This window comes from Pseudomonas sp. H3_C08 (genome assembly GCF_054669455.1).
Map to the genome: position 1 here is coordinate 1730492 of NZ_CP162803.1, position 23480 is coordinate 1753971.

Sequence of the window (23480 nt, forward strand, 5' to 3'; positions counted from 1 at the left end):
GTTTGGTGCCTTGGCGGCCTTTGGGCCGACCATGCTCTGGGTGTTCTTTGTGAATATCCGTTTCTGCGGGTGTCGCCGCTGGCGGTTTCGCTCTTACAGCGACTCACTTTTCCAGACGCCGAAAAGTAAGCAAAAGGCTGGGCCCCGGCGTTCGGCCCGCTCGCTGGGGCTCGGGGTTCCTTCGCTCCGGGATCGATCCGGGCGCAGCGCCTACGGTTTGCTTCGCTGCACCTCCTCTCGCTGTGTTTGGCTTCGCCAAACGGTCGCTGCGCTCCCACCCCCGGATCAATCCCTCCACTCAGCCTGCCGAAGGGGCCAGCACGGCAAGATCAAGAGCTGCAGCCGAGCTAACGCTCATCCTGTGGAGTGGTGAAGAGAGCGGGGTGGGTGCGGCTTTTGATTTGCTTCCGAATTTGAGTGCAGCTCGGTATTTCATGTCGGTGTATTTCCCGCAATCACCTCGGTCAGTTCCCTCTCCCTCCGGGAGAGGGTTAGGGTGAGGGGCTTTTGATCTGCTTCTGGATTTGAGTTCGGCTCGGTATTTCACGTCGGCGTAGCTCTCGCAATCACCTCGGTCAGTTCCCTCTCCCTCCGGGAGAGGGTTAGGGTGAGGGGCTTTTGATCTGCTTCTGGATTTGAGTTCGGCTCGGTATTTCACGTCGGCGTAACTCTGGCAATCACCTCGATCAGTTCCCTCTCCCTCCGGGAGGGCTAGGGTGAGGGGCTTTTGATCTGCTTCTGAATTTCAGTTCAGCTCGGTATTTCACGTCGGCGTAACTCTGGCAATCAGCTCGGTCAGTTCCTTCTCCCTCCGGGAGAGGGTTAGGGTGAGGGGCTTTTGATCTGGGCTATGCAGCCGGTTGTTGTAAGATGCGGCATCTTCAACCTTGCGAGCAGCGAAAATGGATTCTCACTCGATATTGACCTTCACTCTGGTCGCCGCAATTGCCATCGCCAGTCCGGGGCCGGCGACGCTGATGGCGATCAACAATAGCCTTGCTCACGGGCAGCGCAGCACGATCTGGTCGTCGCTGGGGAATGCCAGTGGGCTGTTCTGTTTGTCGGCGGCGGCGATGTTGGGGTTGGGGGCGTTGTTGGCCAGTTCTGAAGTGCTGTTTAACGCGGTGAAGATCATCGGGGCCGGGTATCTGTTCTACCTCGGGGTCAAGCAATTGTTCAAAAAGGGGCCGATGCTGCCGGATGGGATTGAAGGTGAGGCGGGCAGGGTGCGACCGACTCGCGGCAAGCTGTACAAGTCGGCGTTCCTGACGGCGGTGACCAATCCCAAGGCGACGATGTTTTTTACTGCGTTGTTTCCGCAGTTCATTGATCAGGGCGCGGCGTTGCTGCCGCAGTTTCTGATCCTGACCTCGATCTTCATGGCGTTGTCAGTGTCGTCACTGAGTGTGTACGCCGCGCTGGCTTCGCGCGCGAAGGGCGTGCTGACCCGTCCGGCGTTGTCCCGTTGGGTCAGTCGTGTGGTTGGTTCGACCTTTATCGGTTTTGGCGCGGCGATTCTGACAATGCGGCGGCAGGCGGCTTAAAGCCATTTGTACCGGGCCGGGAGTCTCGCCACGAAGCAGGTTCCCGACTCGGCGCTTGAGGTCACGCTTAATGTACCGTTGTGCGCCATCGCGATCTGCGAGGCGATATACAGCCCCAGCCCTAAACCCTCGCAACGTTGCCCGGCCTCGGCGCGGGAGAACGGTTCAAACAGCAGTGGCAGCAGTTGCGCTGGAATCGGTGTGCCCTGGTTGGTCAGGGAGATCACGATCTCGTCATTTTCCGCATACGCCTTGAGGACGATTGGCGCGCTGTTCGAGCCATGGGTGGCCGCGTTGCCCAGCAGATTGGAAAGCAATTGGCTGATGCGCAGCGCATCGCAATAAATGCCCGCCGGCACATCCAGTTCATGGATAAACACCGCTTGGGGATGGGAGACCTGGACTTCGGCGAGGGTCAATTGCAGGGTGTGCTGCAAGTCGTCCACCAACTTGCGCTGCACCGGAATCCCGCCACCCAGACGTCCTCGGGCAAAGTCGAGGATGTTTTCGATCAACACGCCCATGCGCACCGAGCTGTTGCGAATCGCCGCAATCAGGTTGAGTGAACGTTTGTCTTCGGTTTTGCTTTCCAGCAAGTCAGCGCTCATGCGCACCGCGCTCAGTGGTGTGCGCAAGTCGTGGCCGAGAACGGCGATGAATTGCTCGCGCAGGCGCCCGAGTTCATTGGCGTTGTTCAGCTCGATTCGGGTCGCTTCCAGATGGCGTTGGGTGTCCAGGTTCATGGCGATCAATTGAGCGAACAGGGTCAGTGTTTTGGTGATGGCGGGTTCGTCGATATTGGCCGGGACCGAGTCGATGGCGCACAGCGTGCCGAAGAAGTCGCCATTGGCTTTGACGATGGGAATGGAGATGTAGCTTTCCAGCCCATAGGTTTTCGGCGTGTGGTGCAGCGAAAAAACCGGGTGCGCACTGGCGTGCCCGAAGATCACCGGCTGCTTATGCTGGCGGATCTCGTGGCAGATGGTCGATTCAAGTACCAGTTCGCCACCGGGTTTGAGCCCGAAATCAATGGAGTCATCGACAGCGCATGCCACCCAGTTGCTTTCGGTGACCCGCGCGACTGCGGCGAAACGCATGCCAGTGAGGTGTTTGACCATGCTCAGGATGACTGGCACTGCGTCAATGCTGCGGATCGCGTCAATGTCAGGGGTAAAGGCCGGATTGGTCATGGCGCGATGCTTCGTGAAGAGTTCGCTCAGAGACTAACGGTTATTGCTGCTCATGACTAATGAAGAGGCCAGAAAGTACAAGGGCGCCGTGGCTTTCCCCGGCGCCCTTGTTTGTTGCTGATCAGAAGGTCAGCGACTCAGAACTTGTACTTCGCCGTCAGAATATAGCTGCGCGGGTTGCCGTAGTTGTCGTTGGAGCCCCACGTAACATTGGAGCCGATGGCCGAGTAGTAGACGCGATCAAAGATATTGTTCGCGTTGACCTGCAGATCCAGGTGTTTGTTGACCTCGTACCCGGCCATCAGGTCGGTGACCGCATAGCCGCCCTGTTCAAGGCGGTAGCTGCCGTTATTGGCCAGAGCGACGTCGTTGTACATGCGGCTCTGCCAGTAAACGTTGCCACCCACGCGCAAGTGTTGCAGCGGACCCTGGAAGCGATAGACGGTGGACACCTTGAACAGATGCTCTGGCGTGTCGGTTTCGAAACGTTGATTGTTGTTGGCCGGGTTTTCGTCCTTGATGTAGTGCGCGCGCGTATAGGTATAGCCAGCGCCGACCTGCCAGTTGTCGGTCAGCGCGCCTTGCAGTTCCATGTCCACGCCCTGGCTGCGTACCTTGCCCGATGAGCCGTAGCAGGTCAGGACCGGGCAACCGAACTGATTGTCGGCCTGGGTGGCACGACCGGTCTGGTCCATCTGGAACACCGCCAGACTGGCGTTGAGGGCGCCGTCGAAGTACTCGCCCTTGATGCCCACCTCGTAGTTTTCGCCGACGATCGGTTCGAGCACCTTGCCGCCGAGGTCCTTCTGGGTTTGCGGGGTGAAGATGTCGGTGTAGCTGGCGTACACCGAATGATGGTCGTCGAGCTTGTAGATCAGGCCGGCATAACGGGTCAGGTTACGCGTGACTTTGTAGTCGCCATCGGCCGTGCGGTCGTCGTAGTCGTACCAGTCGAGGCGGCCGCCGAGAATCAGTGTCAGCGGGTCGGCCAGGCTCAGGCGGGTGGTCAGGTAGACGGCGTCCTGAGTGGTGACGTTGCGGGTTTTGCCGTCCCGTACGAAATCAGGCTTGGGCGCGCCAATCGGCCAGGCCGTGGTGTACGGATCGTATTCCTTGGTGGTCGCGTCATACACCCGGTTGCTGGCGCCGACCACCAGTTCGTGGCTGCGGCCGAACGCTTCGAACGGGCCACTGGCGAACACGTCGAGCGAGCGCTGCTTGTCGGTGTGATGGGATTGATAGGCCGTGGTTTCCAGCGGGCCGGCGTAACGCGACAGGTAAGTCCCGGAGAACTCGCCGTCGAGGGTCGAGGATGAGCCGGCGACGTGCAGTTTCCAGTCGTTGTCGAAACGATGCTCGACTTCGCCGAACACAGTATCGATCTGCAGCTTGCGGTTTTCCCAGTCGGTGCCCGGGTAGGTGGAGCGGGGCAGGTCGAGGTGGTGGCCGTTGGTGCCGATCGGCAGGCCGCCCCAGAAATAGTTGGTCTGTTCGTTCTGACGCGAGAAGCCGAGGGTCGCGGTGGTGCTGTCGCTGAGGTCGGCTTCACCGATGGCGTAGAACAGGCCATGGTCGTTTTCTTCCTTGTCGCGGAAGCTGTCGGCGCCTTGATAGGAACTGACCACCCGGCCACGCAGGGTGCCGCTTTCGTTCAACGGGCTGGAGGCGTCGATCTCGCCACGGTAGTCATCCCAACTGCCGGCGGCGCCAGTGAGGGTTACACGCTGATCGGCCGTCGGGCGTTTGCGCACCAGGTTGATCGCCGCCGAAGGGTTGCCGGCACCGGTGACCAGGCCGGTCGCACCACGGACAATTTCGACGCGGTCGAACATCGCCAGATTCGGTTGCACCGCCATCGAGAACGGCGAGTACGAACTTGGCAGGCCGTCGTACATGATGGTGTCGATGTCGAAACCGCGCGAGCTGTAGGTCTGCCGACCCGGGCCGCTGGCCTGACTGAGGAACAGTCCCGGCGTGCCTTTCACCACGTCGTTGATGCTGGTCATGTTCTGGTCGTCCATGCGCTGACGGGTGATCACCGTTACCGCTTGGGGTGTTTCGCGCATGGTCAGCGACAGCTTGGTCGCCGTCCGCATCGGGCCGGTGGTGTAGGACTGGGTGTCTTCGGTGGTGCTGCTCATCTGGGTCGCGCCGATTTCAGTCGCATCCAGTTCCAGTGTGGTCGGCGCGGTTTTTTCAGGCGTGGCGGGCGTTGTCTCGTCGGCCAGTGCCGGTGCGATGCTGGCCATGCAGATGGCGAGCGCCAACAGGTTAGGTGAACGGTTTGAGCGGCGGTGTATGGTGCAAAACGACATCAATCTGCTTCCCCAAATGATACGAAAACGAATCCAGTGCGAGTGCGTGTAGGAATTATTCGCATTAGTCTGTCAGATCATTCCGGGTGAAGAAAGGCGTACGGCTCAGTTAGTTAACGAATTTTTCACAATCGGGCGGGCGCTCTACGGCGCGGGTTGGCGCAGAGTCGTGGTTTTTCGGGGGCGAGATAGAAGCAAAACGGGCCGATCACAAACGCTTGTGATCGGCCCGCTGCTGAACGTGATGAAAGGGCTGTCAGTTCAAATCTTCAGCCTGGTGACGCTCGGGTACTTGGGTTGCTTCATCACCCCAGGTGCGATTGACGCGTTGCCCACGAATGACCGCCGGCCGCTGGGCGATGTCCTCGGCCCAGCGCTGTAAATGGGTGTACTCGTGAGCGGCGAGAAACTCGGCCGCCGAATAAACGTTGTTGCGCACCAATTGCCCGTACCACGGCCAGACTGCGATGTCAGCGATGGTGTAGCTGTCGCCGGCCAGATAGGCGCTTTCGGCCAGACGCCGGTCGAGCACGTCCAGTTGCCGCTTGGCTTCCATGGTGAAGCGGTTGATCGGGTACTCCATCTTCTCCGGCGCATAGGCATAGAAATGCCCGAAACCGCCGCCCAGGTAGGGCGCCGAGCCCATCTGCCAGAACAGCCAGTTCAAGGTTTCGGTGCGGCCCGCCGGATCCTTCGGCAGGAATGCGCCGAATTTTTCCGCCAGGTACAGCAGGATCGAACCGGATTCGAACACACGAATCGGCGGCTCAACGCTACGGTCCAGTAGCGCGGGGATTTTCGAGTTCGGGTTGATCTCGACGAAACCACTGGAGAACTGATCGCCCTCGCCAATGCGGATCAGCCAGGCATCGTATTCGGCAGCGCTGTGCCCCAGCGCTAACAGCTCCTCCAGCATAATCGTCACTTTGACGCCGTTGGGCGTGGCCAGCGAGTAGAGCTGCAACGGATGCTTGCCGACTGGCAGCGTCTTGTCATGGGTCGGCCCGGCAACCGGCCGGTTGATGCTGGCGAACTGGCCACCGGACGGGGCTTCGTTTTTCCAGACCTGGGGCGGAACGTACGGTGCTTTGCTCATGTAAGGGGCCTCATCTTGGCAAGTGGAAAAAATACCTCGCTGATAATAGACAGCACACCACAGAACCCGCCTCCTGATCCAGAGTGCGATTGATCGGTCTGATCAGTCATTTCGCGCGCAGGTAGCGAATCCATTCGCTGGCTTTTCTGAAACCATAAAAACCCAGGATCGAGACGGCGATGACCGCGATCATCGGCCCGATCACACCCAGCCCTGTGGTCATCTGGGCGTAGGCCGCGAGGGACAGGGCAAGCACCGCATAGCCGGCGAGGTACCTCCTGTAGGCGATCAAGAGCGTTGGCACCATCAGGACGACGAACAGATGAGTGGCGATGGTGATCAGGATTTGTGCGACCAATTGGACAGGCACGCTGCCCATGGATGCCTGAGCCATGGTTATCTCGGCGTCGTACAGAAACATCTGCAGTGAAATGACGGTTATTGCGGCCATTACCAGCGCAGCCAACGCCGCAATTTTTGAGCGTTTCATCTGATCTCCAATGGGTGAAGCAACGTCTGATAAATGAATCTTTCAGCCTCAGCGCTGCGGCCATTGATCCTTGATTTCAAACCACGGCGCCTTCGATGTTACTTCCACGTGTTGCTGTTTTTCCGTGGTGAACGTCGTGTCGAGCGTGCCCAGCGCAACCGAGATCCAGCCGTTGAATTCCCCTTGATTGCTTGCCCAGAAAAGCGACGAGCCGCAGTGCGTGCAGAACTGGCGTTGAACCGATTCAGACGATTGATACGACTTCAGATGGTCAGCACCTTCCAGCAACTCCAGGTTCTGGCGCTGCACGCTGCCATAGCTGGCAAACGCCGCGCCGTGGCTTTTGCGGCACTGGCTGCAATGGCAATGCGAAAGCGCCTTGGGCCGTGAGCGGATCTGATATTTCACCGCGCCGCACAGGCAACTGCCCCGGAAGGTCTGAGGGGAGGGCGTGAGCATTGTTATTGGGGTTCCTGGTAAGTGATGGCTGGTTTCAAACGCTCAGGTGACGGCGCCAGAAACCCGCTGATCAGGGAAATCACCTGCTGCTGAATCACTGCACGTGGACGACCGCCGTCGCCATCGGTGCAGATGATGCTGTCGCCCGGTACATCCTCGTCGAGCATGGCCACGGCGCCAGGTTTGCAGATTGCCATGAAACTGAAGTGACTGGCGTCGCTGATCTCGACATAACGCGATGAGGTTTTTGGCAGACGTTTCGCGAGGTCGACGGACTCCAGTTCAGCGGGCAGTTCTTTCGACGGCACGCCAGCAGCGATCACCAGGATCGGCACGGGGTAGGCCGCGAGGCTGGCGTCGGTCATCCCGCGCGACAGGCCCAGATCCAGTGAAACCACGGCAGTGACGCGCTTGTCACGCCAGTCGGCGGCCAATTGAGCTTTCGCTTGCGCGGTGTTTGCAGTGTTCATTTGTTGGTAAGCGGTGCAACTGGCGAGTTGCTTGTGAACCTTGCAGTCTTCGGCAAAACGCTCGGGGTCAAAGCGCGCGCCGCCGGCTTCGAGGACCGTCCAGCCGCCGAGCGAATGGCCCACAACAGCAATTCGATCCTTCGTCACTGCGCCGAATTTTTCCGGTTGCGCCGTCACCGCATCAATGGCGCGGCTGAGGTCAACGGGGCGCTGCCACAACTGCGCCGCGGCTTGCGGGCTGCGATCACGGCTGGTGGTGCCGGGGTGGTTGACCGCTGCGACGATGTAACCCTGACGGGCCAGCGCGCTGGCCAGCCATGTCTGGTTGATCCAGCTCCCGCCATTGCCGTGGGATAGCACAACCAATGGATGCTCGCCTTTGGCGGCCGGGGCGTTGAGCACCGCAGGGGCGCCGACGAATACCGGGTTGTCGCCGAACAATTGTGGTGTCGCAGCGGTGGTCGCACTCGGGTACCAGACGACCATTTCTACCGGGCGCTCATTGCGCGGATCCGCCAGCGTGGCGTACTGGAAACCAACGGGTTGGGCGTCAGCGAAGGCGTGGCTGCTCAAGCAGATCAGTAGTAGGGCACCGAGCGTTTTTTTCATTGTTGTTATCTTCCGTGATAGGCCGATTGGGCGAGGTGAACTTTGCCCGATTTCGCGCGCTTCAGCGAGCCTCTTTGAACCCTGCGTCTTAAACATTTTCCATCGGCCAGCGCGTGGCCAGATGCGCTGTCAGATAATCCAGAAAGGCTTTGACCTTCGGCGTCATCGCCGCACGTTCCTGCACGCAGGCATAGATGTCCATTGGCTGGACGACGCTGTGTTCAAACAGCGGCACCAGTTGCCCACTCGCCAGGAAAGGCGCTGCAACAAACTCCGCCAGTCGCGTGATCCCTGCACCGTGAACCGCCATTTGCGCCAGTGCATCAATGTCATCACTGATGGCGGTGGCGTTGATATTTGCGTCGAAACTCTGCCCGTCGCAGATAAAACTCCAGCGCAGAAAACGCCCGTCCAGGGGATAACGAAAGGCCAGGCAGGCATGGTTTTGCAAATCATCCGGCGATTGCGGCCACCCGGCACGCTGCAGATAAGCCGGCGCGGCGCACATGATGAAGGGCAGCGAAACGATCTTGCGTGCAACGATTCCGTCCTCCAGTTGCGGCTTGATCCGCAGGCTCAGGTCGATGCCGTCCTGGATGTGGTTGATCTTGCCATTGGTGGTCGACAGTTCGATGAGCAGGCGCGGGTGCAGTGCGGTGAAGCCGGCAATCAGCGACGCCAGCACATGGCGGCCGAACGCCGATGTCGAGGCGATGCTCAGCCGGCCCTGCAAATGGGTTTCATCGCTGCTGATCGAGCTTTGTGCCGATTCCAGATCCGCGGCAATCCGGCGGACTTTCTCGTAGTACACCGCGCCGTTTTCGGTGAGCGCCATGCTGCGCGTGGTACGTTGCAACAGACGCACGCCAAGGTGCGCTTCCAGCCGATTGATCGTCTGGCTCACCGCCGCCGCGCTCACGCCCAGGGTCTTGGCGGCGCCGACAATCGAGCCGGCTTCGACCACTTTGATAAAACAGGCAATCGCCGTCAGCAGGTTCATTCATCGTCCCGTTGAGGATTGATTCGTAAGTTCTGCTTTATAAAGTACCTGCGATTAACCGTCTAGTTGCAGCAGAAAGGCTTTGTTAACGTGCGGGCTCCCTGTCAATGGATGGAAAAGCCATATGAATCAACCGACAAGCTCTGAAGCCCTGATCATCAGCCGTCGCAAACTGTCGCCACGTGCTACGCCTTATGTGTTTGCGCTGTACATGGCGACGATCATGGCGTTCCTGATGTCGTTGGTGATCACCGCTGCCAATTCGGGCATTGATAACAACTACCTGAGGAATGCCTTGCACGCCTATAAGCTGGCGATGCCGGTGGCGTTCCTGTGCATCCTGGTCGTGCGGCCGATCGTGATCAAACTGGTGGCGTTCACGGTGCATCCGCATCGTTGAAAGCCTCCGCGTCATCAGTGGCTGTTCTACCGACTTCGCGAGCAGGCTCGCTCCCACATTTGCAACTCAATTCCCAGTGGGAGCGAGCCTGCTCGCGAATGGCCTCACCACCGATCGACAGGTCTTGTGGGGGACTCAGAAAAACAAACAAGGATCGGCCTGAGGAAACCAATCGAAACTTCGCCAACGCCCCAACTGTCCAGACCCTTACACCTCCCGGCGGATGTTCTGCTGGGGCAGCTCCATGCAGCGGAGAAAGACGAGGATCGAGATGACGATGACAGTGGGAGATTTTCTGGTTGAGCGGCTCAGTGAATGGGGTGTTACGCGAATATTTGGTTATCCGGGCGACGGCATCAACGGCGTGTTCGGCGCGCTGAGTCGGGCCAAGGGCAAAATCGAATTCGTTCAGGCGCGGCATGAAGAAATGGCCGCGTTCATGGCCTCGGCACACGCCAAGTTCACCGGCGAGCTGGGGGTGTGCATTGCCACTTCCGGCCCGGGCGCCTCGCACCTGATCACCGGCCTCTATGACGCGCGCATGGACCACATGCCGGTGCTCGCCATCGTCGGTCAACAGGCACGCACGGCATTGGGCAGCCACTATCAGCAAGAGCTGGATCTGGTGTCGATGTTCAAGGATGTCGCCGGGGCATTTGTGCAGCAGGCGTCGGCGCCTTCGCAGGTGCGGCATTTGCTCGATCGCGCAGTGCGCACGGCCGTGGGCGAACGGCGGGTAACCGCGCTGATTCTGCCCAACGATTTGCAGGAACTGAAGTACGAAGCACCGGCTCGCGTGCATGGCACCGCGCATTCCGGGGTGGGTTACACGAAACCCAAAGTGCTGCCTTATGACGAGGATCTGCAGCGTGCCGCCGAGGTTTTGAATGCGGGCGAGAAGGTCGCCATTCTGGTTGGCGCCGGGGCATTGCAGGCGACCGATCAAGTCATCGCCGTGGCGGAAAAACTCGGTGCCGGTGTCGCCAAAGCGCTTCTGGGTAAAGCCGTGTTGCCTGACGATCTGTCTTGGGTCACCGGCAGCATCGGCCTGCTCGGCACCGAACCGAGCTACAAGCTGATGAACGAATGCGACACTTTGCTGATGATCGGCTCGGGTTTTCCGTACTCGGAATTTCTGCCCAAGGAAGGCCAAGCGCGCGGCGTGCAGATCGATTTGCAGCCGGACATGCTCAGCCTGCGTTATCCGATGGAGGTCAATCTGGTCGGCGACTCGGCGGAAACGCTCGCCGCGTTATTGCCACTGCTCGAACAGAAAACCTCCAACAAGTGGCGCAAGAAAATCGAAGGTTGGCGCAGCAGTTGGGAGAAAACCCTCGAAAGACGAGCCATGGCCAAAGCCGACCCGGTCAACCCGCAACGGGTGGTCTATGAGCTGTCGTCACGCTTGCCCGATGAGGCGATCATCACCAGCGACTCCGGCTCCTGCGCCAACTGGTTTGCCCGCGATCTGAAAGTCCGCCGTGGCATGCAGTGCTCGTTGTCCGGTGGCCTGGCGTCCATGGGCGCCGCTGTGCCTTACGCGATTGCCGCCAAATTCGCCTATCCCGAACGTCCGGTGATCGCGCTGGTGGGTGACGGCGCAATGCAGATGAACAACATGGCCGAACTGATCACCGTCGCCAAATACTGGCGGCAGTGGGCGAGTCCGAAATGGATCTGCGCGGTGTTCAACAACGAGGATCTCAATCAGGTCACGTGGGAGCAGCGGGTGATGGAGGGCGATCCGAAGTTCGAAGCGTCGCAAAGTATCCCGGACGTGCCTTACCACTTGTTCGCCATTTCCATTGGCCTGAAAGGCATTTTTGTCGATCGCGAAGAAGACGTCGCCGCTGCGTGGGAAAAGGCACTGGCCTCGGAAGTGCCGGTGGTGATCGAGTTCAAGACCGACCCGAACGTGCCGCCCTTGCCGCCGCACATCAAGCTTGAGCAGGCGAAGAAATTCGCCACGACATTGCTCAAGGGCGATCCGGATGAAGCCGGGGTGATCGTGCAAACCGCCAAACAGGTGCTCGGCGCGGTGCTGCCCGGGAAAAAATAACCGGTTAACGCACAGGTTTGATCGTTCCCACGCAGAGCGTAGGAACGATCAGGCAGGAGAAACCCGGAGGTGTGCTTTTGATTTTCATCGGTTGTGCCGGCTGGAGTCTGGGGCGCGAACACTGGCCGGTATTTCCCCTGGAGGGCACGCATTTGCAGCGCTACGCCGCGCGACTCAACGGCGTGGAAATCAACAGCTCGTTCTACCGTCCGCATCGCCGGCAAACCTATGAGCGTTGGGCCGATGGCGTACCGGAGGCCTTCCGGTTTTCGGTGAAAACGCCCAAACACATCACCCATGAGTTACGCCTGGCAGGTTGCGAGGCGGCGCTGGACAGGTTTCTGGCTGAATGCGGCGGTCTGGGCGAACGCTTGGGCTGCTTGCTGGTGCAGTTACCACCTTCGCTGGCGTTTGACGCCGCCAGCGCCGAAACCTTTTTCACGACATTGCGCGAGCGGTTCTCCGGCGCGGTGGTGCTTGAGCCAAGGCATGAATCGTGGGGCAGCGCCGAGCCGATATTAATGACTCATCAGATCGCCCAAGCAGCAGTCGATCCTTCGCGCATCCGCCGTGATATTTCGCCAGCCGGCTGGGCGGGCACCCAGTATTGGCGCCTGCACGGCTCACCGCGCATTTACCACAGCGCCTACGATTCACCTTATCTGCAACACCTCGCACACGCCTTGCTGTCAGCGACCGCTGCAGGTGCCTCGACCTGGTGCATTTTCGACAATACCGCCAGCGGCGCAGCACTGGGTAATGCCCTGGCGCTGGCGACGCTGACCTCCGCTTGAATCAGGCCGACAGGTGCTCATACAGAATCGTCGCACCGACAATCATCAGCACCACGCCTCCGACGATTTCCGCACGCTTGCCAACCACAGCACCGAGCACTCGGCCGAGCATCACGCCAATAGTCACCATGGTCATGGTCGCCAGACCGATCGCCGCTGCCGCGACCCAGATGTTCACGTCGACAAACGCCAGGCCGACGCCGACCGCGAGGGCATCGATGCTGGTGGCAAACGCGGTAACGGCGAGAATCAGGAAGGAGTGCGAACCGGGTTTTTCTTCCTCTTTTTCTTCGTGTTTCAGACCGTTGTAGATCATGTGCAGGCCGAGAACCAGCAGCAGGGTGAAGGCGATCCAGTGGTCCCATTCAGCCACCCAGCGAGTCGCTGCCTGACCGATCAACCAGCCGATGATGGGCGTGATGGCTTCGATCACGCCGAAGATCAAACCGGTGCGCAGGGCTTCGGTGAGGCGTGGTTTGTGCAGGCTGGAGCCTTTGCCGATGGCGGCGGCGAACGCATCCGTGGACATGGCCAGAGCGAGGAAAATGAGGGAAACAGGATTCACGGGGGCACACTTCCGGTCGGGCTATGAGTCAACGACACAACCACACGCCCGACTTTAGGCATGGATGTGTCGTCGGTCTCACCAACCAAAAGGTGTTCGCACCACGGCATGTTGCCGAGAATGTTGATACGAACGCTTCCGAAAGGCTCGGAAACAGGCTACTCCCCAACGAGGCTGCGGATCTTAACAGGTCGATATGAAAATTTCGTCAAAACCATTGCATCGGACGTCAGGTGCAGCGCGTCACGCGGGTTTCTCGTTGATGCGCAATTCAGCACACAAGCCCCCCTGCGGCAGGTTGTATAGCTGCAGGGTGCTGCCGACCTTGCTGACGATCATCTGCACAATCGCCAGGCCCAATCCGGCGCCATTGGCGTGGCCGTGGCTGTAGAAACGCTCAAACAGACGCGCGTAGTCGGCTTCGTCGATGCCGGGACCAGCGTCCTCGACACTGATGTACACCGCGCCGGATGCCTGCGGCTGGACCTGTACGCGCACTTCGCTGCCGGGCGGGGCGAAGTTCAAGGCGTTGGTGACCAGATTCTGCAGGGCGATGGCCAGCGCCAAAGGATCGGTTTCGACCGGGCAGTGATGATCGCTGTCGAGAATCAGTTCGACGTCCTTTTCCCAGGCCAGTGGCGCCAGTTCAGCGAGTTCTTCGCGCACCAGCGCGGTGATTTCCACCGGACTTTTTTGCGGGTTGGCCAGGCGCGGCTCGATGCGCGCCATGGTCAGCAGCTGGCTGGCAATACGGGTCGCGCGGTCTACGGCGCTGACCAGAAACTCCAGCGCTTCTTCGCGTTGTTGCGCGGTACTGGCAAGCTGCGCGTTTTGCGCATGGATGCGCAGGATCGCCAGCGGCGTGCGCAATTCATGGGCGGCATCGGCGATAAAGCGGCGTTCGCGGGCGAGCAGATTGTCGATCTGCTGCAGCAGGCGATTGAGCGCGGTTTGCATCGGTTCAAGGTCGTGGGGCAGGGGCCTGAGGTTCAGCGGCTTGAGGCTGTCAGTGTTGCGCCCGCGAATGGTCTGCGCCATGGCTCGCAACGGTTGCAGCCCCCAGCCAATCGTCAGCCAGATCAGAACCGTCAGCACTGGTACGCCGATCACGCTCGGCCACAACGTGTGGCCAACAATACGCTCGATCAGATCCTGCCGAATGTCATCGCGTTCACCCACCCAGATCAACAACCCTTGCTGCGCGTCCTTGAGCAGAAAGGCGCACCAGTCGCGGCCGTTTTCCATCAGATCATGAGAACCGAGGGTGGTCGGCGGCGTAGTAAGTTCCGGTGCTTCGGCCGAGCGCATCAGCAATTGCCCGTCGCTGCGCCAGACCTGAAAGGTCAGACGGGTTTCGTAGGGATGTGCTGCCTCGCCATCGCCGACCCGGCTCATCGCTTCATCGAAGGCCTGATGCAGCCGCTGCCAGTCGTTATCGCCTGGGGCGCGTGTCGCCAGCACACCCTGAAGCAGGCGTGCGCTCTGCGCCAGTTGTGCGTCGTAGACCTCTTCGATTTCATGATGGCTGTCGCGCAATACCAGCCAACTGATCAGCACATCGCCCATCAACACCAGGATCAGCACCGGTACCAGAATCCGCGCACGTATCGAGATCATGCTTTGCCCGCCACCACGTAACCGACGCCGCGCACGGTGCGGATCAACTCGGTCGAGAGTTTTTTGCGCAGGTTGTGGATCAGCACTTCGAGGGTGTTGCTCTCGACCCGTTCCTGCCAGCCATACAGTGCCCCCGAAAGACGCTCGCGGGTGACGACTTTGCCAGGCCGGGCCAGCAGTTGATGCAGCAGTTGATATTCCATCGGCGTCACCACCACCTCGTTGCCGTGCCAGGTGACTTGTTGACTGACCGGATCAAGGCACACGCCGGCATGTTCCAGCACCGGTTGCGCACGGCCCTGACTGCGCCGCAGCAAGGCGCGGATGCGCGCCTTCAACTCATCGACATCGAACGGTTTGATCAGGTAGTCGTCGGCACCGGCGTCGAGGCCGGCGATGCGTTCGGCGGTGCCATCGCGCGCGGTGAGGATCAGCACCGGCAAATCCTGCTGCTCGCCGCGCAATTGCTGGAGCAAGGTCAGGCCATCGAGGCGGGGCAGGCCAAGGTCGAGCAGCAGCAGATCGAAGCTTTCACTGCGCAGCGCATGCAAGGCACTGACACCGTCCTGCAGCCAGTCGAGGGTGTAGCCTTCGCTGCTCAGGGCAACGCGAATGCCTTGTCCGAGGGCACGATCATCTTCGACCAGAAGCAGGCGCATGGGCGGTTCTCTGTGAACAATAGGGTGTTGGATGGGCGGCATGATGCCGCCACACATCGCGCCGTGGCAGGCTATCCGACGGGAAAGATGTAACGACTCGTTGCCAACTAAGCTTTCGCTAAGGTTGCTTTTGCACAGTGAGGCCTTCCTCATCCCGCGAGAGTGATTCCATGCGCAAACTGCTGCTGTTGTCTTTGATCATCGCCAGCCCGTTGGCCGTCGCCGGCCCGCAATGCACCACCGCCGAGCGCTCGCAATGGCAAGACCAGAACGCCTTTCAGGAACAGCTGAAAGCCCAGGGCTACGAGATTAGCAAGTTCAAGGTCACCGACGGCAACTGCTACGAGATCTACGGCTTCGACAAGGACAAACGCAAGGTCGAGATCTACCACGACCCGGTCAGCGGTAAAGCGGTCAAGACCGAGATCAAGGGCTGATGCCGGACGCATCCCTGCGCCTGTGGGATGCCGTGGTACGGCTGTTTCATCTGTCGATCGCGGGCGTCTTCGTCGCCAATTACTTCTTCAATGAGGCCGGTGATGACTGGCATGTCTGGCTCGGCTATTACGCCATGAGCTGGCTGTCGGTGCGGATGGTGTGGGGATTCGTCGGGCCGCGCAGTGCACGCTGGGCGGACTTCTGGCCAACGCCATCGCGTTTGCTCGGCCATGCACGGTCGTTGCTGGCCGGGCGGCCCGAGCATCGCCTCGGCCACTCGCCGATTGGCGCGCTGGTGATGATCCTGATGTTGCTGGCATTGCTGACCATCGGCCTCAGTGGTTGGGCGATGGAGGAGGTCGACGCTTTGTGGGGCGCCGATTGGCCGCTGCTCGTACACGAACGCGCTGCCGACGGTTTGCTGATTTTGGTCTGCGTCCACATCGCGGCTGCTGTGTTTGAAAGTTTTCAGGTTCGCGACAACTTGCCGTTGTCGATGCTCACAGGACGCCGTCGCCGATTGCCGGATGATTCGACGCGCTGACAAGGATGTCTGCCCATTGTTAACCCTCTTGTCCTTGCCGCGAGTCTCCTATGCGTGCGTTGTCCTTTCGCTTGACATTTACCCTCGGCAGCCTCGCTGTGTGCCTGATCTTTCTGGCGGCGTGGCGCAGTCATCCGACCCACGTGCTGGCGCCATTCGCGCTCTCGGCTGCGCCAGTTGATGCCGCGCAGCCACCTTCCGAGCCGATGTACAGCAGCCGTTTCGTTTCCTCGCAACTGGACGATTTTGTTCATTCGTCGTCGGTCACCGCGCTGCCCGGCGGCGACCTGATGGCGGTGTGGTTTGCCGGCTCGCGCGAAGGCGCTGCCGACGTGCAGATCCGCACGGCGCGGTTCGACGCGAAGACGGCGGAGTGGGGCGCCGAACACGTGTTGGCGACCCGTGAATCCACCCGCGACGGCACGCGCCGTTACATCCGCAAACTGGGTAACCCGGTGATCGCCCTCGCGCCAGATCAGCGTTTGTGGATGTTCTATGTCTCGGTGTCCGTTGGCGGTTGGGCGACCAGTGCGATCAACGTGATGGTGTCCGAGGACTTCGGGCGCAACTGGTCAACGCCACGGCAACTGATCACCTCGCCGTTTTTCAACATCAGCACGTTGGTGCGCGCCGCGCCGGTGTTCCATGCCGACGGCTCGATAGGTTTGCCGGTGTATCACGAATTCATGGGCAAGTTTGCCGAATACCTGTATCTGAGCGCGGACGGCGCGGTGATCGATAAATTCCGCATCAGCCGTGGCAAGCACTCGTTGCAACCGACCATCGTGCCGCTGGACGGCCACCGCGCCGTGGCGATGTTGCGCTATGCCGGCGAGACCCATCATCGCGTGCTCGCCAGCCGCACCAACGACGCCGGTCAGACCTGGAGCGAACCGTATCCGTTGGAACCGGCCAACCCCAACTCGTCGCTGGCGGCGGTGGGCACGGCTGACGACGGCTTGCTGGTGGCGCTCAACGATTTGCAGGACGGCCGTTTCAAACTCAGCCTGTACGGCACCGATGCCAACCTCAACGATTGGCGCGCCGTCATCGATCTGGATCAATCGCCCGATCCGCTCGGCCAGCCGTTCGCCCCCGAAGCCTACAAAGCGATCATTGGCGAAGGCTTCCGGGCCTCCAGTGGCGCGCGCCGCTTGCCATTGGAGCAACGCTTTCTGAGCAATCTCGATTACCGCGTGTGCAAACCACGCGGCTGTGATTTCGAGTACGAATACCCGTATTTCAGCCGGGGTTCGGACGGTCTCTATCACCTGGTGTATTCGTGGAATAACACCTTTATCAAACATGTCAGCTTCAACGATGCGTGGCTGGCGGAGCGCCTGTGATGATGTTTCCCTGGCAAGCCCATTTCAGTTTCATCCTGCTCGGTTTTGTTTTGCTCAGTGCGCTTGGCCTGACCCGACGCTGGCGGCCGTGGCTGCTGCCGTTGTTGGCACTGGCCAGTTTTGTCCCGGTCAGCGAGCTGCCGCTGGCGGCCTATGTGCGCAGCTTTACCGACGATCTGGCGATCACCACGCTGGTGTTGCTGTCCTGGTTCAGCCTGCTGCGCCTGGGCGTGGTTCAGCCGTTGCCCACGCTCAAACGGGTCCAGGTGCTGGTGCTGTTTGGTCTTATGGCACTGATCCTGTACCCGGCGACGATGGGCCTGACCTATGTCGATCCGTACCGCTGGGGCTTCAACCCGCGACCGATGATTGTGCTGATCGGGCTGATCACGCTGGCGCTGTTGTGGCTGCGCAACGGATTGGGCGTCGCGATGTTAGCGCTTGGCACGCTGGCCTTCGCGCTGCGCCTCAAAGCCTCGGAAAACTATTGGGATTACCTGATCGATCCGCTGCTGGTCGGTTACTGCCTGGTCGCCGGCACTGCGTTTTGCTTCCGCGAAGTCTGGCGCCTGTTGCGGCCGGTCTTGGCCGTGCCGACATCTTCAAACTGAATCACGACACTGAGGTCAACGATGGGGTGGTTGCAATCGCGGCGCCTGCGCTACGGCGTAGGGGCGGCAGGTTTGACGTTTTTACTCTTGGCCTTTCTGCGGCTGGGGTTTGTGCTGGGCTTTTCCGGTGTCGATGTCAGCGCGTTCGCCGACGACCCGCAACTGCGTGAAACCCTCGGCATCGGCTTGCGCTTCGATCTGCGCCTTGCCGTGTTGCTGATGTTGCCGCTGGCGATATTGGCCTGGCTGCCGCGCTGGAACCTCACGCGCGTGCCGTTGCTGCGCCGTGTGGCGCGGGTCTATTGGTTGCTGGCGCTGGGCGTAGTTGGTCTGGTTTACATCATCGATTTCGGCCATTACGCCTACCTCGGCGTGCGCATCAACGCCACGGTGCTGCGTTATCTGGAAGATGCGCAGATCTCGCAGCAAATGGTCTGGGAAACCTATCCGGTAATGTCGATCGCCCTTGGTTGGCTGGCGGTGCTGTTGCTGTGGTTCTACGGATTTCTGCGCCTGGAACGCGCGACGCTGGCTCGTGAACCTCGGGCCATCCGCCGTACCTCGTTGATATTTGCCAGCAGCGTGGGCCTGGTGGCTGTGCTGTTGGCGTTGCTCGGTCGCGTTGAAAATCTCAACCTGGAAAACCCGGTGCCGTTGCGTTGGAGCGATGCGTTTTTCTCCGGCAATGCGCAGATTGCCGCCGTAGGCCTGAACCCGGTGCTGTTCCTCTACGACACGCTCAAGGCTGGACAGGCGCAGTTCGATGAAGCGCAGGTGCGCGAGCATTACCCGGTGATTGCGCGCTATCTGGGCGTGGCGCAACCGGATGCGCAGACGCTGAAGTTCGAGCGGCAACAAACGGTGCAACCCTATCGTGTCGCCGGAACGCCGAACGTGATGTTCGTCATGCTCGAATCGTTGGGCACCAGCGCGGTGGGCGCCTATGGCAACCCGCTGAACCCGACGCCGAATCTTGATCGACTGGCGACCGAGAGCTGGTTTTTCCGCCACTTCTACGTGCCTGTCACCGGTACTGCGAAAACCGTGTGGGCCAGCATCACCGGGGTGCCGGACGTTACCCGTCAGGAGACTGCCACCCGGCATCCGCTGATCACCCGCCAGCACACGCTGATCAACGCCTTCAGCGATTATCAGAAGCTCTACATGATCGGTGGCAATGCCGGATGGGCGAACATCAATGCGCTGATCCAGCAAAGTATCGAGGGCGTGAAGCTGTATCAGGAGAGCGACTGGCGTTCGCCGCTGGTGGATGTCTGGGGGATTTCCGATCTGGACTTGTTCAAGGAAAGCGACCGCATCCTGCGTGACTTGCCCAAGGACCGAGCGTTTTTCGCCTACGTGCAAACGTCGGGTAACCATCGGCCGTTCACCATTCCCAAAGACAACGACGGCTTCCAGATCAGTAATCTGTCGCTGGAGCAGGTGCAAGCCGCCGGTTCACGCAGCGTCGAGCAATACAATGCCGTGCGCCTGCTGGACTTCAACATTGGCAAGCTGATGGAACTGGCCAAGGCCGGCGGCTATTACGACAACACGATTTTCGTGTTCTTCGGCGACCACAACACCCGCATCAGCCAGATCCCGCACATGCCACCGGCCTTCGAACAACTGGGGCTGGAAAGCAACCATGTGCCCATGCTGATTCATGCGCCGGGCTTGCTTAAACCCAAGGTGATCGATGAAGCGGTGAGGCTAGTGGATCTGCTGCCGACCGTGGCGGGCATGGCCGGTATCCCGTTCAGCAACGGCGCGATGGGCCGTGACATTCAGCAGCCGGCGCCGGAAGGCGAGCGCGTGGTGCCGCTGGTATTGCGCGAAGGTACGTTCCCGTTGATCGGCGGCGTGACCCAGCATCATCTGCTGCAAATGCAACACGACGGCAGCGCGCCGACCTTGCATGACCTGCGCTCAGCCACGCCGCGGGACAACGTCGCCGAGCAACACCCGCAGGAGTTTCAGCGCTTGGTGGAACTGACGCGGGGGTTGCATGAAAGTGCGCGGTTGATGCTGTATCGCAATGTGCGTTGAGCGCTGAACTGGCGAGACGTACAAGGCTGCGGTGGAAATACCTTTGCCAAGGGTGCGTCACTGATGATCCGGCGGGGTTGTTCAATGCCAGTCTGGAGGGCAATACGCGACGGGCGATTGATTTCCACGAGGGTGACCGGATTGATGAGAAAGCGTTGATTGCGCTGATTCGGGCGGCCGTGAAACTCAATATGGCGAAGAGGCCCTCACCCTAGCCCTCTCCCAGGGGGAGAGGGGACTGACCGGGGTGTTCATGCAAGTTACGCCGACCGGAAATACCGGGGGGAACTGAAGATTCAAAAAGCACACAGATCGGCTCCCATTCCCCCTCTCCTGGACGGTGGGGGAACTGACCGAGGTGTTCATGCAAGTTAGCGATGTGCAATTGCGCGTCGAACTCAGATCGTGAAAAGCACACAAATCGGCTCCCTTTCCCCCTCGCCCCCTTGGGGGAGAGGGCTGGGGTGAGGGGGTAGATCCCGCAGACTGTTGCGATCGCCTGCAAACCACTAATTACCATCGGCCACTTTGCGCTCTATCTCATCGATCTTGCGCTGTAGCGTCTCGGCGTCCTGCTCCTTCACGCGGGTGGATGAAGGCGTGATCACCTCGTCCACGGCTTCGGTGTCGTCGTCCCGGTCTTCAAGATCGCGCTCGACCACATTCACCGGTTCGCCGGAGGTGTCGGTGGGCGGGGCGTTCGGGGTTTTGCTGTCATCGCTAATCATGGTGCTGACCTCCAGTGATGTAAACATTGGAGGTGACGTTGCGGTGGGCGTTCGATATTTTTGCGAGACGCCGGGATGAGCGGTGCGCAGAAACTTATACGCCATACGATGGCCCAAACCGATTCAATCCACGACTGTCCGGATACCTGACGCCATGTCCCCGAAAAGCCTCTTTGCAGCTGTGCTCGGTGTGTCTGTTTTGATGATCGGCGGGGCCAGCCACGCCGCCAGTTTCGACTGCGAGCGCGCCAAGGCCGCCGACGAAAAAGCGGTGTGTGCCCATCGCGCGCTTAACGATATGGACGTGAGCATGGCGCTGCTCTACAAGCTCGACCGGCGTTTTCTGCCCATGGGCGGGCGTGACGCTTTGATCGGGGAGCAGCACACCTGGCTGAAAAAGCGTAGCCAATGCGGGGCTGATGTGAAATGCCTGACGGATATCTACCAGCAGCGTATTCAGGTTCTACAGCAGATCATCGACACCCGTGTGGTCACTCAGGGGCCATTCTGAACTCGCTGACTCCCTTGTAAGAGCTGCCGCAGGCTGCGATCTATTGATCTTGATATTCAAAAAAAGATCAAAAGATCGCAGCCTTCGGCAGCTCCTGCACGGTAATCAGCGTCAGTCCTTGAGAATGTCGCGATCCTTGGTTTCCGGCAGGAAGAACGTGCCCAGTATCGCTGTCATCACCGCAATCACGATCGGATACCACAAGCCGTAGTAGATATCCCCGGTCGCGGCGACCATGGCAAACGCCACCGTCGGCAGGAAGCCACCAAACCAGCCGTTACCGATGTGATACGGCAGCGACATCGAGGTATAGCGGATGCGGGTCGGGAACAGCTCGACCAGCCACGCGGCAATAGGGCCGTAAACCATGGTCACGTAGATCACCAGCACGGTCAGCAGGAGCAACACCATTGGGTAGTTGGTTTTCGCCGGGTCGGCTTTCTCCGGATAACCGGCTTCCTTGAGCGCGGTGCCGAGAGTCGCGGTGAACGCATCGTTGCGGGTCTTGAAGTCGGCGGCCGGCAGGGCGCTGCCTTCGAAACTCTCGACGACTTTATCGCCGATGCGCACTTGTGCGACGGTGCCCGGCTCGGCAATCACGTTCTCATACGGGATCGCCCGTTTTGCCAGCAGGGTCTTCGCCAGGTCGCAGGAACTGGTGAATTTGGCCTTCCCCACCGGGTCGAACTGGAACGAGCACTGATCCGGGTTGGCGATCACTTTGACCGGGTTCTTCTCCTGGGCGATAAACACATCAGGGTTACCGTACTGGGTTAGCGCGTGGAAGATCGGGAAGTACGTCAGCGCCGCCAGCATGCACCCGACCATGATGATCGGCTTGCGCCCGATGCGGTCGGAGAGGCTGCCGAAAATCACGAAGAACGGCGTGCCGATCAGCAGCGAACCGGCGATCAACAGGTTGGCGGTTTGCGGGTCGATCTTCAGCGTTTGCAGCAGGAAGAACAACGCGTAGAACTGCCCGGTGTACCAGACCACCGCTTGCCCGGCCGTGCCGCCAAGCAGCGACATGATCACCACTTTGAGGTTGTCCCAGCGCGCGAAGGATTCGGTCAGCGGCGCTTTCGACGCCTTGCCTTCGGCCTTCATTTTCTGGAACACCGGCGACTCGCTCAGTTGCAGGCGGATGTACACCGAAACGATCAGCAGCAGGATCGACAACAGAAACGGAATCCGCCAGCCCCAGGCTTCGAAGGCTTCAGTGCCCAGCGCCGTGCGGCAGGCGAGGATCACCAGCAGCGACAGAAACAGGCCGAGGGTCGCGGTGGTTTGAATCCACGAGGTGAAGAACCCGCGTCTGTTGCGTGGCGCGTGCTCGGCCACGTAGGTCGCGGCGCCGCCATACTCGCCGCCGAGCGCCAGGCCTTGCAGCAAGCGCAGGGTGATCAGAATGACCGGTGCGGCGACGCCGATGGTCGCGTAGCCGGGCAACAGACCGACTATCGCGGTCGACACGCCCATGATCACGATGGTGATGAGAAACGTGTGTTTGCGCCCGATCATGTCGCCGAGCCGGCCAAACACAATCGCCCCGAACGGCCGTACGGCAAACCCGGCGGCGAAGGCGAGCAGGGCGAAGATAAACGCGGTGGTTTCGTTGACACCGGCAAAGAAATGCTTGGCGATGATCGCCGCCAGTGAACCGTAGAGATAAAAGTCGTACCACTCGAAAACCGTGCCAAGGGACGAAGCGAAGATGACCTTGCGCTCTTCCTTGGTGATGCCGCCGCTGCGCGGTGGACTGCCGGTGGACGTTGTGTAGGTTGTGGCCATGGGTGTTCTCCGTCGTGCTTATTGTTTTAGGCCGGAGTCCCCCGTTGTTGCTTGTCGTACTCTGGCCTTGTGGCAAATGCCGCCATTGCTCTCGCGTGAAACCTGCACAGTCTGACCGCCTCGCACGTTTGCAAGGTTTCTTTGAGCATAATCAGCTTCTGGCAGATATCCACTCGCCAGTCTCTATGATCGAGG

22 protein-coding genes, 1 pseudogene and 1 riboswitch are annotated in these 23480 nt (G+C 60.1%); of the genes and pseudogenes, 11 read left to right on the forward strand and 12 right to left on the reverse strand.

Features of this window, described 5'->3' with window-relative positions; all coding sequences use genetic code 11:
• Positions 1–902 precede the first annotated feature (902 nt).
• Positions 903–1544, forward strand: coding sequence for a LysE family translocator (locus AB4N74_RS07970; protein WP_093433198.1), 642 nt, complete (start codon positions 903–905; stop codon positions 1542–1544).
• Here AB4N74_RS07970 and AB4N74_RS07975 read toward each other — a convergent pair.
• The 7 genes from AB4N74_RS07975 to AB4N74_RS08005 all read right to left on the reverse strand — a co-directional run bounded on the left by AB4N74_RS07975 (position 1541) and on the right by AB4N74_RS08005 (position 9173).
• Positions 1541–2734, reverse strand: a complete 1194-nt coding sequence (locus tag AB4N74_RS07975; protein ID WP_460099251.1) for a GAF domain-containing sensor histidine kinase — start codon at positions 2732–2734, stop codon at positions 1541–1543. The two genes, AB4N74_RS07970 and AB4N74_RS07975, sit on opposite strands and share 4 nt — an antisense overlap.
• 137 nt (positions 2735–2871) lie before the next feature.
• Entirely contained in the window at positions 2872–5049 is a 2178-nt protein-coding gene (locus AB4N74_RS07980; RefSeq protein ID WP_460099254.1) for a TonB-dependent siderophore receptor, read from the reverse strand.
• Between the two features lie 256 nt (positions 5050–5305).
• Positions 5306–6145 (reverse strand): glutathione-dependent disulfide-bond oxidoreductase, encoded by an 840-nt coding sequence (gene yghU / locus AB4N74_RS07985; RefSeq protein ID WP_460099257.1) that lies wholly within the window; start codon positions 6143–6145, stop codon positions 5306–5308.
• Between the two features lie 106 nt (positions 6146–6251).
• Positions 6252–6635: a hypothetical protein gene (locus AB4N74_RS07990; protein ID WP_093433186.1), complete on the reverse strand. Its 384-nt coding sequence runs from the start codon at positions 6633–6635 to the stop codon at positions 6252–6254.
• Between the two features lie 48 nt (positions 6636–6683).
• Positions 6684–7094 (reverse strand): GFA family protein, encoded by a 411-nt coding sequence (locus tag AB4N74_RS07995; RefSeq protein ID WP_099758983.1) that lies wholly within the window; start codon positions 7092–7094, stop codon positions 6684–6686.
• Between the two features lie 2 nt (positions 7095–7096).
• The gene (locus tag AB4N74_RS08000; protein ID WP_460099262.1) at positions 7097–8173 is read right to left on the reverse strand and encodes an alpha/beta hydrolase family protein; all 1077 of its coding nucleotides are present in this window, start codon (positions 8171–8173) and stop codon (positions 7097–7099) included.
• Between the two features lie 88 nt (positions 8174–8261).
• Complete coding sequence (locus tag AB4N74_RS08005) at positions 8262–9173, reverse strand: LysR family transcriptional regulator (RefSeq protein WP_460099264.1); 912 nt, start codon at positions 9171–9173, stop codon at positions 8262–8264.
• Positions 9174–9297: 124 nt separating this feature from the next.
• Between AB4N74_RS08005 and AB4N74_RS08010 the strand changes: the two genes are divergently transcribed.
• The 3 genes from AB4N74_RS08010 to AB4N74_RS08020 all read left to right on the forward strand — a co-directional run bounded on the left by AB4N74_RS08010 (position 9298) and on the right by AB4N74_RS08020 (position 12426).
• Positions 9298–9573, forward strand: coding sequence for a DUF2798 domain-containing protein (locus tag AB4N74_RS08010; RefSeq protein WP_460099267.1), 276 nt, complete (start codon positions 9298–9300; stop codon positions 9571–9573).
• Between the two features lie 271 nt (positions 9574–9844).
• Complete coding sequence (locus tag AB4N74_RS08015; protein WP_460099270.1) at positions 9845–11632, forward strand: thiamine pyrophosphate-requiring protein; 1788 nt, start codon at positions 9845–9847, stop codon at positions 11630–11632.
• Between the two features lie 77 nt (positions 11633–11709).
• Positions 11710–12426, forward strand: coding sequence for a DUF72 domain-containing protein (locus AB4N74_RS08020; protein ID WP_460101081.1), 717 nt, complete (start codon positions 11710–11712; stop codon positions 12424–12426).
• A gap of 1 nt (position 12427) precedes the next feature.
• Here the strand turns inward: AB4N74_RS08020 and mntP are convergent, their stop codons facing one another.
• The 3 genes from mntP to AB4N74_RS08035 form a co-directional block, all read right to left on the reverse strand.
• Positions 12428–12991 carry a manganese efflux pump MntP gene (gene mntP, locus AB4N74_RS08025; RefSeq protein WP_460099272.1) on the reverse strand — a complete coding sequence of 188 codons (564 nt, stop codon included), beginning with the start codon at positions 12989–12991 and terminating at the stop codon, positions 12428–12430.
• A gap of 8 nt (positions 12992–12999) precedes the next feature.
• A riboswitch (yybP-ykoY riboswitch) is annotated at positions 13000–13171 on the reverse strand.
• Between the two features lie 63 nt (positions 13172–13234).
• A complete protein-coding gene (locus AB4N74_RS08030; protein WP_460099275.1) occupies positions 13235–14608 on the reverse strand; it encodes an ATP-binding protein in 1374 nt (457 codons plus the stop codon).
• A complete protein-coding gene (locus AB4N74_RS08035) occupies positions 14605–15267 on the reverse strand; it encodes a response regulator (protein WP_186624314.1) in 663 nt (220 codons plus the stop codon). Before AB4N74_RS08035 ends, AB4N74_RS08030 begins: the two co-directional genes overlap by 4 nt.
• A 170-nt stretch (positions 15268–15437) precedes the next feature.
• Between AB4N74_RS08035 and AB4N74_RS08040 the strand changes: the two genes are divergently transcribed.
• From AB4N74_RS08040 to AB4N74_RS08065, 6 genes and pseudogenes are all read left to right on the forward strand, one after another.
• On the forward strand, positions 15438–15704 hold the full coding sequence (locus AB4N74_RS08040; protein WP_093433166.1) for a PepSY domain-containing protein: 267 nt from the start codon (positions 15438–15440) through the stop codon (positions 15702–15704).
• Positions 15704–16249, forward strand: coding sequence for a cytochrome b/b6 domain-containing protein (locus tag AB4N74_RS08045; protein WP_460099278.1), 546 nt, complete (start codon positions 15704–15706; stop codon positions 16247–16249). Before AB4N74_RS08040 ends, AB4N74_RS08045 begins: the two co-directional genes overlap by 1 nt.
• A gap of 50 nt (positions 16250–16299) precedes the next feature.
• A complete protein-coding gene (locus tag AB4N74_RS08050; RefSeq protein WP_186624312.1) occupies positions 16300–17595 on the forward strand; it encodes a sialidase family protein in 1296 nt (431 codons plus the stop codon).
• A complete protein-coding gene (locus AB4N74_RS08055; RefSeq protein ID WP_460099282.1) occupies positions 17595–18206 on the forward strand; it encodes a hypothetical protein in 612 nt (203 codons plus the stop codon). The genes AB4N74_RS08050 and AB4N74_RS08055 overlap by 1 nt, the downstream gene beginning before the upstream one ends.
• A gap of 21 nt (positions 18207–18227) precedes the next feature.
• Positions 18228–20255, forward strand: a complete 2028-nt coding sequence (locus tag AB4N74_RS08060; protein WP_460099285.1) for an LTA synthase family protein — start codon at positions 18228–18230, stop codon at positions 20253–20255.
• A gap of 7 nt (positions 20256–20262) precedes the next feature.
• Positions 20263–20470 (forward strand): annotated as a pseudogene (locus AB4N74_RS08065) (DUF1801 domain-containing protein); the annotation flags it as partial.
• A 294-nt stretch (positions 20471–20764) separates the two neighbouring features.
• Here the strand turns inward: AB4N74_RS08065 and AB4N74_RS08070 are convergent.
• Positions 20765–20983 (reverse strand): hypothetical protein, encoded by a 219-nt coding sequence (locus AB4N74_RS08070; protein WP_460099287.1) that lies wholly within the window; start codon positions 20981–20983, stop codon positions 20765–20767.
• Between the two features lie 154 nt (positions 20984–21137).
• On the opposite strand from AB4N74_RS08070, the gene AB4N74_RS08075 reads away from it, so the two are divergent.
• Positions 21138–21494: a lysozyme inhibitor LprI family protein gene (locus AB4N74_RS08075; protein WP_460099290.1), complete on the forward strand. Its 357-nt coding sequence runs from the start codon at positions 21138–21140 to the stop codon at positions 21492–21494.
• 111 nt (positions 21495–21605) lie between these two features.
• On the opposite strand, the gene AB4N74_RS08080 is transcribed toward AB4N74_RS08075, so the two are convergent.
• Complete coding sequence (locus AB4N74_RS08080; protein WP_093433152.1) at positions 21606–23285, reverse strand: MFS transporter; 1680 nt, start codon at positions 23283–23285, stop codon at positions 21606–21608.
• Positions 23286–23480 lie beyond the last annotated feature (195 nt).